The sequence below is a fragment of the uncultured Adlercreutzia sp. genome, from assembly GCF_958431955.1.
Lineage (GTDB): Bacteria > Actinomycetota > Coriobacteriia > Coriobacteriales > Eggerthellaceae > Adlercreutzia.
The window spans coordinates 1-16,053 of record NZ_CAUASN010000048.1; the positions used below are offsets into that span (position 1 = coordinate 1).

The following is a 16,053-nucleotide window of genomic DNA, read 5'->3' on the forward strand; positions in this document are numbered from 1 at the left end:
TGATGGGGTTGCGGTAGCGGAACTCGCTGGCCACCTCCACCTCGCAGGGGATGCGTGCCCAGGCCTCGATGAGGTTCTTGGCGATGAGGCCGGCATGATAGGAGGTGCCGCAGGCGATGACGTAGACGCGGTCGATGAGGTTCAGCTCCTCGGCGGTCATGTCGAGCTCGTCGATGGAGAGCGCGCCGCCCGACAGGCGCCCCGCGAGCGTGTCGCGGATGACGCGGGGCTGCTCGTGGATCTCCTTCAGCATGAAGTCGGGGTAGCCGCCCTTCTCGGCCACGTCGATGTCCCAGTCCACGTGGGTCACCTCGGGCTCGATGGAGGCACCGTCCGTATCGAAGTACTCGATGGCATCGGCCGTAAGGCGCGCCATCTGGTTGTCGGCGAGCACCACCACGTCGCGGGTGGCGTCGATCATGGCGATGATGTCGCTGGCCACGTAGCTGCCGCTCTCCCCGCGGCCCACCACGATGGGCGAGTCCTTGCGGCAGGCGATGATGGTGCCGGGCTCGCCGTCGGCCATGACGGCCAGGCCGTAGGCGCCCACCAGGCGCGAGACGGCCTCGGCCACGGCGGCGCGCAGATCGCCCTCGCCGGTCTCACGCATGCGGTGGTAGGACTCCTCCACCAAGTGCGCCACCACCTCGGTGTCGGTGTCGGAGGAGAACACGTGCCCGCGGCCCACCAGCTCCTCGCGCAGCTCGGCGAAGTTCTCGATGATGCCGTTATGCACCACGGCGATGTCCCCCGCGCAGGAGGTGTGCGGGTGCGCGTTGGCCTCGCTCGGCTTGCCGTGGGTGGCCCAGCGGGTATGCCCGATGCCGCAGGTGCCCGCGAAGTCGAAGTGCTCCAGGGTGTGGGCGAGTTCGCTCACCTTCCCCTTGCGGCACACCACCTGGATGGCGTCGCCCTCCTGGATGGCCACGCCGGCCGAGTCGTAGCCGCGGTACTCCATGCGGGAGAGGCCCTCCACCAGAACAGGCTCGGCGGCCTGTGCCCCCGTGTACCCGACGATTCCGCACATAGTTCTGCTCCTTAGCAAAAAGGGGCGACCGCACAGGCCGCCCTCGGTTCTCTCAAGCGATGGGGCTATTGTAGCGTCCGACGCGGCGGCCCGTCGCCCCTTTCACGAAACGCCCGCAGGTAATCGCCCGATGCCCGCGGCCATTTTTGGCTTGGAATGAACGATTTGGGAACCGAGAGGGGCCCCGCGGGACGTACAGGGAAGTTGCCGAAGCGCTGCGAGCGGAGTTATGCCTGGTGGCGTCTTCAGGAAAGCACGGCGGGAACCCGCTCGAGTTCCCAAACCGTGCTTTTCAAGCCAAAAACTAGGCAGAGGGCCCGGCGGGCAGCTCGTCGAGCATGGTGCGCGCCTCCTTGAACTGGCGGGTGAGCTCCTCCATGGGATCGCGCCGACGCTCTTGGGCGGCCACCGACTCGTCGGTGATCGCCATGGCGCAGGCCACCGCATCGGTGTGCGTGTAGGACAGCGAAATGGGAATCTCGCGCACGCCCTGCTCGCGCGCCACCTCCCGGGCACGGCCCGTGAGCACCACATAGGGGCGCCCCTTGGCCGTGCGGCGTACCTCCACGTCGAGCCAGCCGATGCCCTCGGAAAAACCCGTGCCGAGCGCCTTCAGCACCGCCTCCTTGGCGGCGAAGCGCGTGGCGTAGTGCACCTCGGGGTGCGCATGGGAGTCGCAGTAGGCGCGCTCGGCAGCCGAGTACACCTTCTCGGCGAAGGAGGGCGAGCGACGCAGGATCTTCTCCATGCGCCCGATCTCCACGATGTCCACGCCGAGGCCCACCGTCTCGTCGGGCACGGCCATGGACAGGGCACCGTCCACAATGGCCTGGGATTTCTTGGAACGGGCCATGGCGTTACGCCCGCACTTCCGCGCCGGTGGCCTTCTGCACCTTGTCCACGAGCTTGGCGTGGGCCCGCTCCACTTCCTCGCTCGTGAGCGTGCGGTCGGCAGCGCGGTAGGTGAGGCTGTAGGCCATGGACTTCTTGCCCGCGCCCACGCGCTCCTCGTCGCGGTACACGTCGAACAGCGCCACCGACTCCAGAAGCTTGCCGCCGGCCGACGTCATCACCTGCACGAGCTTCTCGTGGGGCACGTCCTCCGCCACGACGAAGGCCTGATCCACGGCCACAGCGGGGAAGGTGGGCACGTCCACGTAGTCGCGGGCGGGGCGGGAGGCGCGCATGAGCGCCGTCATGTCCAGCTCGAAGGCCACCACGGGAGCAGCTGCGTCGAAGGCGTCGCACACGAGCGGGTGCACCTCGCCCACCCAGCCGATCACGGCGCCGTTGCTCAGCATCTCGGCGGCGCGGCCCGGCTGCAGCTGGGGCGCCTCGTCGGCGGAAAGGGCCCGGAAGCGCACCTTGGGCAACGCCAACTCGCGGGCGATGCTCTCCAGCACGCCCTTGCCGTCGAAGAAGTCGAAGGGCACCGCCGGCGCGTTCCAGGCCGTATCGGCCATGGCGCCCGCGAGCACGCCGACGAGCTTCTTCTTCTCCTTGGCGCGCTTCTTGCCCTCATGGGCAGTGAACACCGTGCCGATCTCGTAGAGCTGGATGTTCTTCACGCCGCGGGCCTGGTTGTAGGCCACCGAGCGCAGAAGCCCGGGCAGAATGGACTGGCGCATGACGGACATGTCGGTGTTGAGCGGGTTCAGAAGCTCCACCGCGAGCCCCAGCCCATCGGCGGGCAGGCGCAGGCGCTCCACATCGCCCGGCTCGGCGAAGGAGTAGGTCATAGTCTCGTTCAGGCCCGCAGCGCGCAGCACGTCGTTCACGCGGCGCGCCACCTGCTGCTCGGGCGTGCGCACGCCCACGCGCTCGCGGCCGCCGGGCAGCGTCGGCGGGATGCGGTCCATGCCCCACAGGCGCAGGACCTCCTCGTACAGATCGATCTCGCGCTCCAGGTCGGGCCGGAAGGTGGGGGCGAGCACCGAGAGCACGTCGGCATCGTCGGTGGCCTCCACGGCGCAGCCGAGGCGCACGAGGATGTCCTCGATGAAGTCGGCCGGGATATCGGCGCCCATCATGGCCTTGAAGCGCGGGATGCGGAAGGCAAGCGGGCGCGGGGCGGCCTCGCGCCCGTAGACGTCCACCACGCCGGGGCGCACGGTGCCCCCGGACACCTCGGCGAGCAGGGCCGCGGCCGCTTGGGACACGAGCTCGCACAGATTCTCGTCCACCCCGCGCTCGTAGCGCATGGAGGCCTCGGAGATGAGCCCGAGGTTGCGGCTCGTGCGGGAGGTGCGCCCGTTGCAGAAGTCAGCCGACTCCAGAAGCACGGTAGTGGTGGCCTCGGTCACCTCGGTGTCGAGGCCGCCCATCACGCCGGCGAGCGCCACGGCGCGCTTCGGCGTGGCGATGACGGTCATGTCCTCGGTGAGCGTGCGCTTCTCGCCGTCGAGGGTAACAAGCTCCTCCCCCTCCTCGGCGGCGCGCACCACTACCTGCACATGCCCTTCGGCGTCGGCCAGGGTATCCAAGTCGAAGGCGTGCAGGGGCTGGCCGTACAGGTATAGGATGTAGTTGGTCACATCCACCACGTTGTTGATGGGGCGGCCGCCGGCCGCGCTCACGCGCTCGGCGAGCCAGTCAGGCGAGGGGCCAACCTTCACGTTGTCGATGACGCGGGCGGTGTAGCGGGGGCAGCGGTCGGTCTCGGCCACCGTGACGGCGACGGTTTCGGCCACATCGGCGCCAGCGGTGACGGCTGCCAGCTTGGCCACGTCGGCGACGAGCGGGTAGGTCACCGGCTGCTGGTACATGGCGCCCACCTCGCGGGCCATGCCTACCACCGACAGGCAGTCGGGGCGGTTCGGGGTGATCTCCAGATCGAGCACGGTATCGCCCGAGCCGATCACCTCGGCCATGGGCGTGCCCACGGGCGTCCCCTCGGGCAGGATCCAGATGCCCGAGTGGTCCGACCCCAGCCCCAGCTCGCGCTGGGAGCAGCACATACCGCAGCTGACCACGCCGCGCAGCTTCGACTTCTTGATCTTGAAATCGCCGGGCAGCACCGCGCCCACCGTCGCCACGGGCACGAGGATGTCGGCGGCGATGTTCGGCGCGCCGCAGACGATCTGCACCGGCTCGCCCGCGCCCGTATCCACCGTCACCACGTGCATGTGGTCGGAATCGGGATGGGGCTCGCAGGTGAGCACGCGCCCCACGACGACGCCCTCGAAGGCCTCGCCGGTCTTCTCCACGCCTTCCACACCCGTGCCCGTCAGATCGAGCCGATCGCAGAACGCCTTCAAATCAGAGGGAACGTCCGTATATTCCGAAAGCCACTTCAAAGATACCTTCATGATGTTTTCTTTCTCTTGAACCAAAGCCTCAACTTGAATTCAACAACGTCAACGCCCAGAGGGATTTTAGGTGGTGCTCACCAGGCGAGTTCGCAGCAGCGCCATCGTTCGCAGGCGACACTGGGCGTTCCGACCGAGCGAGTTCCGCAGCGAACGGAAATGCCCTGTGGGCATTTCCGCCGAGCGAGGACTGCCTGAGCGAATCGGAACGCCCAGTGTCGCCGCTCCGGCAGAGCCACAGCTAAAATTGCCTCAAGAATCTCATGTCGCCCTCAAGCAGCATGCGCAAATCGGGCACGTCGTACTTCAGGCAGGCAATGCGCTCCACCCCCATGCCGAAGGCGAAGCCGGAGTACTCCTCCGGGTCGATGCCGCTCATGGAGAGCACGTTCGGATCCACCATGCCGCAGCCGAGGATCTCGATCCAGCCCGTGCCCTTGCACATGCGGCAGCCCTCGCCGTGGCAGATGCCGCAGCTCACGTCGGCCTCGGCCGAAGGCTCCGTGAACGGGAAGTAGTGGGCGCGGAAGCGCGTCTTTCGCTCGGATCCGAAGATCTGCTTGCACATGTAGTCGAGCGTGCCCTTCAAATCGCCGAAGGTGATGCCCTTATCCACGACCAAGCCCTCGATCTGGTGGAACTGCGGAAGGTGCGACGGGTCGGCCACGTCGCGGCGATACACCTTGCCCGGCGCGATCATATAGATGGGCAGGTCCCAGTCCTCCATCACGTGCACCTGCACGCCGGAGGTCTGGGTGCGCAGAAGCACGTCGGACTCGCCGCGCACCCGCGAGGCGTCGCCCGAGAGGTCGCGCACGTAGAAGGTGTCCTGCATGGAACGGCTCGGGTGGTCAGCCGGAGCGTTCAGGGCCGTGAAGTTGTAGTAGTCGGTCTCGATCTCGGCGCCTTCCACCACCTTGTAGCCGAGGCCCAAAAAGATATCGGACACCTCGTCGATGATGCCGTTGATGAGGTGGCGCGTGCCCATCTGCTGCACGCGGCCGGGCAGCGTGACGTCCACGGCGGCCGCGTCGATGGAGGCGGCCAGCTCCGCCGCGTCGATGGACGCCTTGGCGGCCGCGAGCGCCTCCTCGATCTCGCCGCGGGCCGCGTTCACGGCCTTGCCCACGGCGGCGCGCTCCTCGGGGGGGACCGATCCCATGGAGCGCAAATAGCCGGTCAGGGTGCCGGACTTGCCCAGCACCGCCACGCGCACGGCCTCCAGCGCCGTCGAGTCGCAGGCCGCCTCGATCTCGGCCAAGGTGCGCTCGCGCAGGACGGCCAGTTCCTCTGCAATTGCCATAGCTGCTTCGCCTTTCGCTCTCGCTTCCAACAAAAAGAGCCCTCTCCCGCCTCGGCCGGGCGCCATGCCCGGAAACCCAAGGACGAGAGAGGGCTCTCGCGGTACCACCTCGGTTGGCGACGGACCGCCGCGCCCATGGCGCAGTCGTCAAGCCGCCCGCTCGTTGCGCTCGATCACGGGAGCGAACCGTCGCCCCCTACTGGCCGTCTCGCGGGAGTGCCGCGTCCGGGTTCAGGAGCGCTGCTCGGAAGGGAACGGACTCGCCTCGCCGGCCGGGCCCTTTCAGCCGAGGGGCCCTCTCTGGAGACCGCGAACGCGCGAGCCTTATCTTCGTCGTCGCATGTAGCTGTGAAGTATAGCGCACTTTGCCGGGCCGTGCGGGGAGATTTCCCGCTGCGCGGCGCGCGCCTACAGGAAGCGGTACTGCACGGTGCGCAGGCCCCAGTCGCGGCAGCTGGAGAACCCGAAGGCCTTCCACACGCCGGGCTGCAGATCGAGCACGCGGCTGCCGCCGCCCATGGAACCGCAGTCGTTCACCGTGGCGTATACCGTCATGCCGCCGTAGCGGATCTCCACCGTGCGGCCGAAGTAGCTGCGGTAGTTCGGCATGGACTTGGGCACCGCCACGCCCATGGAGTTGTCATCGCAGATGGCGCCGGTGGAGGTGGTGCCCGGGTTGGGCGTGGTGGGATCGGTGCTGCCGCCGTAGGCGGAGGCGGTGCCGGTGCGCCAGCCCTCTTCCGACGACGATCCGGAATCTGAGGAATCCGAGCCGCTGTCGGATCCGCCCGACGAGTCGCCCGGATCGGGCGCCACCGGCTCGTCATCGGGAACCACCGGCTCGCGGCCGCCCGTGTTGGCATCGGGGCTCTCCTCCACCTCGTTGGCAGCGGCGGCCTCGGCCTCCTCCTTCTGCTTGCGGAGGGCCTCGGCCTGGGCGGCCAGCTCGGCCAGGCGCGCGGCCTGATCCGCCTTCGCGTCGGACAAACGCTCAGTGGCGCCCTGCACCACAGCCTCGGCCTGGGCGCGCTTCTCCTCCTGGGCCGCGAGCGCCTGCTCCTGCTCGTTCTTCTGGGCGTTCAGCTCCTCGGACACCGCGTCGAAGGCCTGCTTGCGCTCCTTCTGCGCCGCGACCTCGTCGGCCTGGTAGGCCATGATCTGGTTGACGTACTCCATGTTGCGGAGAAGGTCGTCGAAGTTCTTGGAATCGAGCACGAGCCCGAGCAGCCCCATGGAGCTGCCGTCGCGGTACTCGCCCACGGCCACCTGCTCCAAGGCGGCGCGTCCCTCGAGCATGGCCTGCTGCGCCTCCATGGCCGCGGCGGCCGTCTCGTCTATCTGCTGCTGGAGCCGCTCCACCTCAGCGGTGAGCTGCTCGTACTCGCTGTTTATCTCAGCCATGCGCGACTCGGCGGCATCGAGCGTGGCCTGGGCGTCGTCAACGGCGGCCTGGGCGTCGTCGGCCGGATCCGCGAGGGCGGATACGGGCGCGAGCCCCGCCACGGAGAGGGCGAGCAGGATCGCCATGAAGCACGCGATCAGACGCCGTCCTTGTCGTTGCAGGTATACCAAGGCATCCCTTTCGTCATACTGACAATTCCCGAGACCGCCGGGCACCCAACGGGGCCGCCGGCTCGAGACATATCGCCTAATCTTCCCGAATAAGCCGCTCTCTGACAAGCATCTTGCCGAAAAAGACACGATCGGGAGATGCTCCTGTTGCTCACTCTATCAGATTGTTGATCATAATGCAAATATTTGTTCGTATTACTATTGCAATTTTCCCTCAGTCGCCTTACACTGCGATCATGACAGGAAAGGAGGCGCCCATGCACGCCATGGTCACGGCCCGCGTCCCCGTGGAGATTCGGGATCAGGTCAACGCGCAGCTGCGCGCCATCGGCTCGTCGCCCACCGAGCTGGTGAACGCAGCCTACGACTACGTCCTCAGGACCGGGGAGCTGCCCGACCCCCGCTCCGACGAGCAGCCGATGCGCATCACGCTCACCGACGCGCAGGTCAACGAGCTGAGGTTCCGCCTCCGCCACGCTACGCGCAGCGTCCCGGCCGAGTTCTGGGGGCCCCGCGGCGCCGCGCTCGCCGCGGCCGCGATGCCGGCGCCCGACGAGGAGGCGTAGGCCCATGAGACTGCTCATAGACACCGACACCCTGCTCGACTTCGTGGCCGAGCGCCCCGACGCCCGCGAGGCCTGGAACAAGCTCAACGCCCTGGAACTCACGGGCGCCGCCGAGCTGTGGGTGGCCGCCGACAGTTTCGACGACGTGCGCCGCGCCCTGCTCGCGGCCCTTCCCGACGCCGAGGCGCGATCGGCGCTGCGCTCCACCATGGGGTTCCTCTCGGTCTGCTCCGTCGACGGGGCAGACGTCCGCTTCGCGCTGGATCACGGAAGCCTCCCCTACCATACCGCCCTCACGGAGTCATGTGCCCGCAAGATCAGCGCCGACTTCATCATCACGAACGCGGGCGCCGCCGACATCCCGCGCGCCGTACGGCGCGTGAGTCCCGAAGAGCTCTTCGAGGCGCTCGAGCAGGAGCGGGGCTTGGTGTTCGACCTCATCGACTTCTAGGAGCGCGCCATGATCGACGAAATCCAGGTCCAGGACATCGCCCTCATCCGCCAGGCGTCCCTCACGCCGAGCGCGCGCCTCACCGTGCTCACCGGCGAGACAGGCGCTGGGAAAACGGCCCTCATCTCGGCCTGCAAGCTCCTCGTCGGGGCACGGGCCGACAGCTCGGTGGTCCGCGAGGGCGCCGAGCGGGCGCAAGTGAGCGGCCGGCTGTTCGCCGGCGAGAGCGACGAGGAGCTCGTCATCACGCGCCGGGTGGGCGCCGACGGGCGCTCCCGCGCCACCATCAACGGAACTATGGCCAGCGTCGCCGAGCTCTCCGAGACGGCGGGGCCCCTCATCGAGCTCTGCGGCCAGCACGAGTACCAGTCGCTGCTGCGCACCGCCGAGCACGGCCGTATCCTGGACGACTGGGCCGAGGGAGCCCGGGAAGCCGCCGAAGCCTACCGGGCCGCCCTCGCCGAGGCCAACGAGGCCCAGCGGCGCCTCGACGAGGTCCGCGCCCAGGCGAGCGCGTCCACGGCCCAGTTGGAGGAGGCGCGCTTCGCCCTGCAGCAGATCGAGGCCGTCAACCCCCAGGGAGGCGAATACGAGGAGGTGCGCGACTGGCTCGCCCGGGCCGAGCACGCCGAGACGCTCGCCCGCAACTCCCACGGAGCCGCCGAGGCGCTCTCGGGCGATGGCGGCGCGCTCGACGCACTCGGCTCCGCCATCGCCCTCATCGAGGAGGCGGCTCGCGCCGACGAGGAGCTCGCCCCCTACGCGCAATCGCTGCGGGAGGCCTCCTTCGTCGTTGAGGACGTCGCGCGCGATATGGCGGCCTACTGCGACGGGATCGACTTCGACGCCGCCTCGCTCGCCGAGGCCCAGGAGCGCATGGGAACCCTCATGGGGCTCATGCGCAACTTCGGCCCCACTATGGAGGAGGTCTTCGGCCACTGGGATGCGTGCGCGGCCCTCGTCAGGGCCGTCGACGATGCCGACGGGGCCACCGAGACCGCCGAGCGAGAACTTGATGCGGCGGAGCGCGCGCTCGCCGAGACGGCGGCGGCCTACGACGCAGCCCGCGCCGAAGCGGCACCCCGCTTCGCCGAAGCGGTGAGCGCCGTGCTCGCCCGCCTCGAGATGGGAGGGGCGGCGCTCGAGTGCACCGTGGAGGCACTCCCCCGCGCGCAGTGGACGCGCCACGGCTCGAGCGCGGTGGCCTTCACGTTCCGCCCCGGCAAGTCGATGCAGGCGCGCCCCCTCACGCGCATCGCCTCCGGCGGCGAGATCAGCCGCGTGCTTCTGGCAGTGAAGGTGGTGCTCGGCAAGCGGGATGGCGCCGAGACCCTCATCTTCGACGAGGTCGATGCCGGCGTGGGGGGAAACACCGCCAACGCGCTCGCCGCCGTGCTCGCCGAGCTGGCCGAGAGCCACCAGGTCATCGTCATCACCCATCTGGCTCAGGTGGCCGTGCTCGCCGATGTCCACTACACCGTCGTCAAGACCGAGGGAGATGCTCCGCAGACCGAGCTCTCCCCCGTCGAGGGCGAGGCCCGGGTGGCCGAGGTGGCGCGTCTGCTGTCGGGCAGCGCGACCGACACCTCGCTCGCCCACGCCCGGGAACTCCTGGAGGCCGCGGGACGCTAGGCAGACCCGCCGCCCTAGCCCTTACGGAAAAGCTGTATCTGATCCTTAGGCCTTCGGACATAGAAAACCTCCCATTTCTCATCGCTCAAGAAATGGGAGGTCGTTCAGAGCGGGCGGAGCCTCCTTACGCGCCCGCCGCGTCCTGCAGCTGCTGGGCGAGGGCCTCCACATCGTCGTAGGCGATGAGCTCGTCGATGGTCACGAACTTGTAGCCCTGCTCCACGAGCTGGGGCAGCGCGATCTTCAGGGCCTCGATGGTCTGGCTGCGATCGCCGCCGCCGTCATGCATGAGCACGATGTCACCGGGCTGCACGCTCAGCAGCCGCTGGGCGATGGCCTCGGCGCCCGGGCGCCGCCAGTCCTCAGTGTCGATGTTCCAGCCGATCTCGCTCGTCACGTAGGGCGCGAGGTTCCAGATGATATCGCCGTGGTAGTTGCCGCCCGGCGAGCGGAACACCTTCGAGGCCTCCTCGCCCGTGGCGTCGGCGATGGCCTGCTGGCCCATCTGGACCTCCTCGATCTGCTTCTCGGGGCTCTGGCGCGTCATGTCCACGCTGTTGCCGCCGCCGCTCTCCGCGTGGTCCCAGCTGTGGGTGGCGATCTGGTGCCCCTCGTCGGCGGCGCGCTTCACCACGTCGGAGAAGTCGGTCTTCTCGGAGATCTGGTTGCCGATGGTGAAGAACGTGGCCTTCACCCCGTACTCCTTCAGCACGTCGAGCAGCTCGGGGGTCGTGCCGATGGGCCCGTCGTCGAAGGTGAGCGCGATCACCTTCTCGCCCTTGGTGTCGGCGTTGTACTTCAGGTAGATGTTGTCGCGGCCCTCGGTCACCGTCTCCTCGACCGTCTTGCCCGACACCTTGCCCGTGCGCTTCTCCACCTGGCCGGTCTTGCCGGGCACGTAGATGTGGATGGCGCCCTCGCCGAGCTCCTGGTGCCCCGGCTCGCTTTCCACCGTCTCGACGTCGTACTCCTCGGTGACGTCGGCCCCGTCCTCGATCTGAACCGAGTCGCCCTTGTGGAGGACGGTGCCGGGGTCGGTGAAATCGCCTCCGTTGATGGTGCCCGTGAAGGGCGTGCCGCCCCCCTCCTCGAGCACCTCGCCGTCCACGGCGAGGAGGTTGCCGGCGTGCGGCGACACGATGCCCTCGTCCACCATGTCCTGCACCGTGGAGCCCGAGCCGACCGTGCGGGTCATGCCGTTGACGGTGACGTTGAAGGTGGGGGGATTCAGGTACAGGTAGGCGCCCACGCCGATGGCGGCCAGGATGACGACGGCCACGACGATGGAGACGATGCCCGCCTTCTTCTTGCCCTTCTTCTTGTAGCGCCCCATGTCGGCGTAGGGGGCCATTTGCCCCTCGGTCTTCTGCGCGGGCATGACGCGGGGGTTGGCGGCCGAGGCCGCGTAGCCCGCGTACCCGCTCGCCTGCTGGTAGCGCGAGCCGTACTGCGGGTGGTTGGCCGCCTGGGGGTGCGGCTGGTTCGTCGCCGCGGCGTACTGCTCGTAGGCGGCGCGCGCGGCGGCCTCCTGGGAGACGGCGTCGTGGCCGTTCGGGTAGGCCGGCGCCTTCGCGGCCTCCGGCGCCTCCTCGCTCGGCGGTATGGCGGCCGCCGGGCCGGTGAGGTAGGGGGCGCCAGGGATGCTGCCGGTCCCCTGCGAGGGGTGCCGGCGCGTGGGCTTGCGGTGCTGGCGCGGGTTGTTCCGCGGGTTCTGGCTTCCTCCCGAGGGGGTCATGGGCTGGTCGGGCATCTATATCTTCCTTAAGCGCTCTGGCGGTGCTAACGGTTGTCGAGGGGCATTATACGTCCAAGCGCCCCGCTCCGGCCCTCTTTTTGCCTTACATTCCCGTAAAGTTCGCAAACCGCCCGGCCGTGCGGAGGCCCGGTGCCGCCCGCGGCGGCCTAGCTGGCGCGGCTGCTGCCGTAGGCGGCGTGCTTGCGGTTGCCGTAGGCGCTTCCCTTGCGCGCGCTCTTCCGCAAGTCCTTCAGCACGTCGTCCTCCGACTTGTCCTCCACCGAGCTCTTCAGCTTCACCACCTGGTCGCGCAGGCGGGCCGCCTCCTCGAAGTCCATGTCGCGGGAAGCGGCCGCCATGTCGTCTTCCATGGACGAGATGAGCCGCAGCACCTCCTCGCGGGACAGCTCGGCGAGCTCCTTGTTCACCTGCTCGGCCGTGGTGCCCTCCACGTCCTCGGTAATGAATCCCATAATGTCGTTGATGGCCTTGCGGATGGTCTGGGGCTCAATGCCGTGCTCCTCGTTGTAGGCCATCTGGATCTCGCGGCGCCGACGCGTCTCGTCGATGGCGCGGCGCATGGAGTCGGTGATGCGGTCGGCGTACATGATGACCTCGCCCGACACGTTGCGGGCCGCACGGCCAATGGTCTGGATGAGCGAGCGGTGGTTGCGCAGGAAGCCCTCCTTGTCGGCGTCCAGAATAGCCACGAGCGACACCTCGGGAAGGTCGAGGCCCTCGCGCAGAAGGTTGATGCCCACGAGCACGTCGAACTCGCCGCGACGCAGGTCGCGCAGGATCTCGGTGCGCTCGAGCGTAGCGATGTCGGAGTGCATGTAGCGCGCCTTCACGCCCTGGTCGAGCAAGTGGTCGGTCAGATCTTCCGCCATCTTCTTCGTGAGCGTGGTGATGAGCACGCGCTCGTCTCTTCCGGCGCGCTCCTTCGCCTCGTCGATGATGTCGTCGATCTGGCTCTTGGACGTGCGCACGACGATTTCCGGGTCCAGCAGGCCCGTCGGGCGGATGACCTGCTCCACCTGGGCGAGGCTCACCTTCTCCTCGTAGTCGCCGGGCGTGGCCGACACATAGATGAACTGCGGGATGCGCTCCTCGAACTCGTCGAAGCGCAAGGGGCGGTTGTCCAGGCAGCTGGGCAGGCGGAAGCCGTGCTCGGCCAGGGTGATCTTGCGGGAGCGATCGCCCTCGTGCATGCCGCGGATCTGCGGCACGGTGACATGGGACTCGTCGATGATGCAGAGGAAGTCCTTCGGGAAATAGTCGATGAGCGTGTAGGGCGGCTCGCCCGGCGCCCGTCCGTCCAGATGGCGCGAGTAGTTCTCGATGCCGGAGCAGAAGCCCATGGTCTCGAGCATCTCCAAGTCGTAGTTCACGCGCATCTCCAGACGCTGGGCCTCCAGGAGCTTCCCCTCCTCCTTGAACTGCATGAGGCGCTCGCGCAGCTCGTCTTGGATGGTGCCAAGGGCCTTGTCCATCTTCGGGCGCGCGGTGACGTAGTGGCTCGCCGGCCAGATGGGCAGCGCCTCGTAGCTGTTCAGCACCTCGCCGGTCACCTGGTCGATCTCGTCGATGGACTCGATCTCGTCGCCCCAGAACTCGATGCGGATGGGATGGTCGGCGTAGGGCGGGAACACGTCGAGCGCGTCGCCCCGCACGCGGAAGGTGCCGCGCTTCTGCTCATAATCGTTGCGGTCGTACTGGATGTCGATGAGCTCGTGGATAACGGCGTCGCGGTCCATTTCCTTCTGCTTGTCCACGAACACGGCCATGCCGGCGTAGTCCATGGGGGACCCGATGCCGTAGATGCAGCTGACCGAGGCCACCACGATCACGTCGCGCCGCGACAAAAGCGCGCTCGTGGCCGCATGGCGCAGCTTCTCCACCTCCTCGTTGATGGAGGCGTCCTTCTCGATGAAGGTGTCGGAGGCGGGCACGTAGGCCTCGGGCTGGTAGTAGTCGTAGTAGCTGACAAAGTACACCACGGCGTTGTCGGGGAAGAACTCCTTCAGCTCGGCGGCCAGCTGCGCGGCGAGCGTCTTGTTCGGGGCCATGACGAGCGTGGGCTTCTGCACCGCCTCGATGGTCTTGGCCATGGTGAAGGTCTTGCCCGAGCCGGTGACGCCCAGAAGCGTCTGGTAGCGAAGGCCCTCCTCCACGCCCTTCGCGAGCGCGGCGATGGCCTCGGGCTGGTCGCCCGACGGCTCGAAGGGCGAGACCACCTTGAACGGTGTATTGGCCAGCCGCACCTCGGGCAGCTTCCCCTCCATGACCATGCCCTCGATATTGGAAAGATGAGTAGACACGCAGGTCTCCTTCTCAGAATGTCGTTAGCAGAAGACCAGTCTAGCACGGCCCAAGATAATTGAACAGATGTTCGCTTACATTACCTGCGTCTCTCCATTCATGAGTGCTATACTTCGCAATCGCTGATCAGCCCTGCAAGAAGGAGACACTCATGGCGAATCTGAGGAACGTGGCACCCGGCATCGGGATCTGTGCGGCCATCGCGCTGCCGTGCTGGTTTCTCGGCGAGGCGCTGCCGGTCGTCGGCGGTCCCGTGTTCGCCATCCTGCTGGGCATGGCCATCGCCCTTTTGTGGAAGCAGCCGAGCCGCGGCGCGGTACAGGGCGGCATCGCCTTCACGGCGAAGAAGGTGCTCCAGTATGCCGTCATCCTGCTCGGCTTCGGGCTGAACCTGGCCCAAATCGCCGCCGTGGGCGCCGAAAGCCTGCCCATTATCTGCTCCACCATCGCCACGGCGCTCATCGTGGGCTACATCCTATATAAGGTACTGCGCATGGACTCGGCCATCGCCACGCTCATCGCCGTGGGGTCCTCCATCTGCGGAGGCAGCGCCATCGCGGCCACGGCACCGGTCATCCGCGCCAAAGACGAGCAGGTGGCTCAGGCCATCTCGGTCATCTTCCTGTTCAACGTCATCGCGGCGCTCATCTTCCCCACCCTGGGAAGTACGCTCGGCATGTCCAACGAGGGCTTCGGCCTGTTCGCCGGCACTGCCGTGAACGACACTTCGTCGGTCACCGCCGCCGCGGCCGCCTGGGACGGCATGCACCCGGGCGCGAACGCCCTCGACGACGCCACCATCGTGAAGCTCACCCGCACGCTCGCCATCATCCCCATCACGCTCGTGCTGGCTATCGTCATGGCGCGCAAAGAGAACGAGGCAGCGGGCATTGCGGCTCCTAGCGCGAAACCTCTCGGCGGCTTCTCGCTGAAGCGCGCCTTCCCCACCTTCATCCTGCTCTTCCTGGCAGCCTCGGTCATCACCACCGTTGCCGTCGCCGCTGGCGCCGACGTAGCCGCCTTCGCGCCCCTGAAGACCTTGAGCAAGTTCTTCATCGTCATGGCCATGGCCGCCATTGGCCTGAACACCGACCTCGTGAAGCTGGTGAGAAGCGGCGCCAAGCCCATCCTCATGGGCCTCATCTGCTGGATCTGCATCGCCGCCGCCAGCCTCGCCATGCAGCATATGCTCGGACTGTGGTAGCAAAGAGGCCGTCTCTGCGAGACGGCCTCCGAAACGTTGGTCTGCGATCAGCTCTGTGCGAGCTAGATTTCCTTCTTGTACTCGTTCCACCAGGCGAGCACCTCGTTGCGGAGCTCCTCGGGGGTGCCGTCGTTGTTGAAGACCACATCGGCCGCCTCGATGCGGTCGGCGTCGGTGATCTGGCGGGCGATGCGGGCGCGCACGTCCTCCTCCGAAAAGCCCGAGGCCACGGCGCGCTCGATGCGCGTCTCCAGCGGTGCGAGCACGGCGATGACCACGTCCGCCCCATAGGCCAGCGACTGCTGGCGATTGCGGAACACCGAGTACTCCACCACCACAGCCGGCTTCCCCTCGCGCTCGAACTCGTCGATGAGATCGGTGTAGCGCTCCTCGATGCGCGGCATGGTGATGCAGTTCAGCTTGCGCGTGGCCGCCGGGCTCGCGAAGGCCACCGCGGCCAGCTCCGCGCGCACCACTTCCCCGTTCTCATCGAAGATGCCGTCGCCGAAGGCACCGCGCAGGTCATCCTTCACCGTATCCCACGTGAGCACCTCGTGCCCCACCTGGTCGAGATCGATCCAAGCCAGACCCTCGTCGGTCAGCGCCTTGCGTGCCGTGGACTTCCCGGCGCCCATGCCGCCGATCAGAAACAGCTTCTTCATGCAGTACCTCCCCTTCGGGCGTTCGTTTTCGCTGGCATCATGATACACGAAAACAAACGGGCTGCCCCGAAGGACAGCCCGTCAAATTCGCGCTTGTGCGTCAAAGGCTACTCGGCGTCGGTGGTCTCCACCTCGACGACCTCGGCCTCGGCAGGAGCCTCGTCGGCCTTCTTGCGGCGGGCCGGCTTCTCCTCGGCCTGCACCGACTCGTCCACGTCGATCTCGAAGCCGAGCTCCTCGGCGGCGGCCTTCATGGACAGGGAGATGCGGC

Annotated in this window: 12 protein-coding genes; 4 read left to right on the plus strand and 8 right to left on the minus strand. The window is 67.5% G+C overall.

Translation table 11 applies throughout. The features are described from left to right. The 5 genes from glmS to Q5064_RS10630 all read right to left on the minus strand — a co-directional run. Positions 1-1,027 (minus strand): glutamine--fructose-6-phosphate transaminase (isomerizing) (gene glmS / locus Q5064_RS10610; RefSeq protein WP_302964545.1); only part of this gene is annotated, 1,027 nt, incomplete at its 3' end. Positions 1,028-1,331: 304 nt separating this feature from the next. Then, complete coding sequence (acpS, locus tag Q5064_RS10615; protein WP_302964547.1) at positions 1,332-1,880, minus strand: holo-ACP synthase; 549 nt, start codon at positions 1,878-1,880, stop codon at positions 1,332-1,334. Positions 1,881-1,884: 4 nt separating this feature from the next. Next, on the minus strand, positions 1,885-4,335 hold the full coding sequence (gene pheT, locus Q5064_RS10620; RefSeq protein WP_302964549.1) for a phenylalanine--tRNA ligase subunit beta: 2,451 nt from the start codon (positions 4,333-4,335) through the stop codon (positions 1,885-1,887). Between the two features lie 241 nt (positions 4,336-4,576). Beyond that, positions 4,577-5,638, minus strand: a complete 1,062-nt coding sequence (pheS, locus tag Q5064_RS10625; RefSeq protein WP_302964550.1) for a phenylalanine--tRNA ligase subunit alpha — start codon at positions 5,636-5,638, stop codon at positions 4,577-4,579. A 408-nt stretch (positions 5,639-6,046) separates the two neighbouring features. Continuing rightward, positions 6,047-7,165 (minus strand): hypothetical protein, encoded by a 1,119-nt coding sequence (locus tag Q5064_RS10630; protein ID WP_302964553.1) that lies wholly within the window; start codon positions 7,163-7,165, stop codon positions 6,047-6,049. A gap of 281 nt (positions 7,166-7,446) precedes the next feature. Here Q5064_RS10630 and Q5064_RS10635 point away from each other — a divergent pair, with 281 nt between their 5' ends. The 3 genes from Q5064_RS10635 to recN are packed head-to-tail and all read left to right on the plus strand — an operon-like array spanning position 7,447 to position 9,859. Continuing rightward, complete coding sequence (locus tag Q5064_RS10635) at positions 7,447-7,776, plus strand: hypothetical protein (protein WP_302964556.1); 330 nt, start codon at positions 7,447-7,449, stop codon at positions 7,774-7,776. Between the two features lie 4 nt (positions 7,777-7,780). Beyond that, positions 7,781-8,227 carry a hypothetical protein gene (locus Q5064_RS10640; protein ID WP_302964557.1) on the plus strand — a complete coding sequence of 149 codons (447 nt, stop codon included), beginning with the start codon at positions 7,781-7,783 and terminating at the stop codon, positions 8,225-8,227. Positions 8,228-8,236: 9 nt separating this feature from the next. Next, entirely contained in the window at positions 8,237-9,859 is a 1,623-nt protein-coding gene (gene recN / locus Q5064_RS10645) for a DNA repair protein RecN (RefSeq protein ID WP_302964559.1), read from the plus strand. A 124-nt stretch (positions 9,860-9,983) separates the two neighbouring features. Here the strand turns inward: recN and Q5064_RS10650 are convergent, their stop codons facing one another. Together Q5064_RS10650 and uvrB are read right to left on the minus strand one after the other, a co-directional pair. Next, on the minus strand, positions 9,984-11,609 hold the full coding sequence (locus Q5064_RS10650; protein WP_302964560.1) for a polysaccharide deacetylase family protein: 1,626 nt from the start codon (positions 11,607-11,609) through the stop codon (positions 9,984-9,986). 152 nt (positions 11,610-11,761) lie between these two features. After that, a complete protein-coding gene (gene uvrB, locus Q5064_RS10655) occupies positions 11,762-13,885 on the minus strand; it encodes an excinuclease ABC subunit UvrB (RefSeq protein ID WP_302964566.1) in 2,124 nt (707 codons plus the stop codon). Between the two features lie 182 nt (positions 13,886-14,067). Between uvrB and Q5064_RS10660 the strand changes: the two genes are divergently transcribed. Then, positions 14,068-15,120 (plus strand): YeiH family protein, encoded by a 1,053-nt coding sequence (locus Q5064_RS10660; protein WP_302964562.1) that lies wholly within the window; start codon positions 14,068-14,070, stop codon positions 15,118-15,120. Positions 15,121-15,182: 62 nt separating this feature from the next. Here Q5064_RS10660 and coaE read toward each other — a convergent pair whose 3' ends face one another. After that, positions 15,183-15,782: a dephospho-CoA kinase gene (gene coaE / locus Q5064_RS10665; RefSeq protein WP_302964564.1), complete on the minus strand. Its 600-nt coding sequence runs from the start codon at positions 15,780-15,782 to the stop codon at positions 15,183-15,185. Positions 15,783-16,053 lie beyond the last annotated feature (271 nt).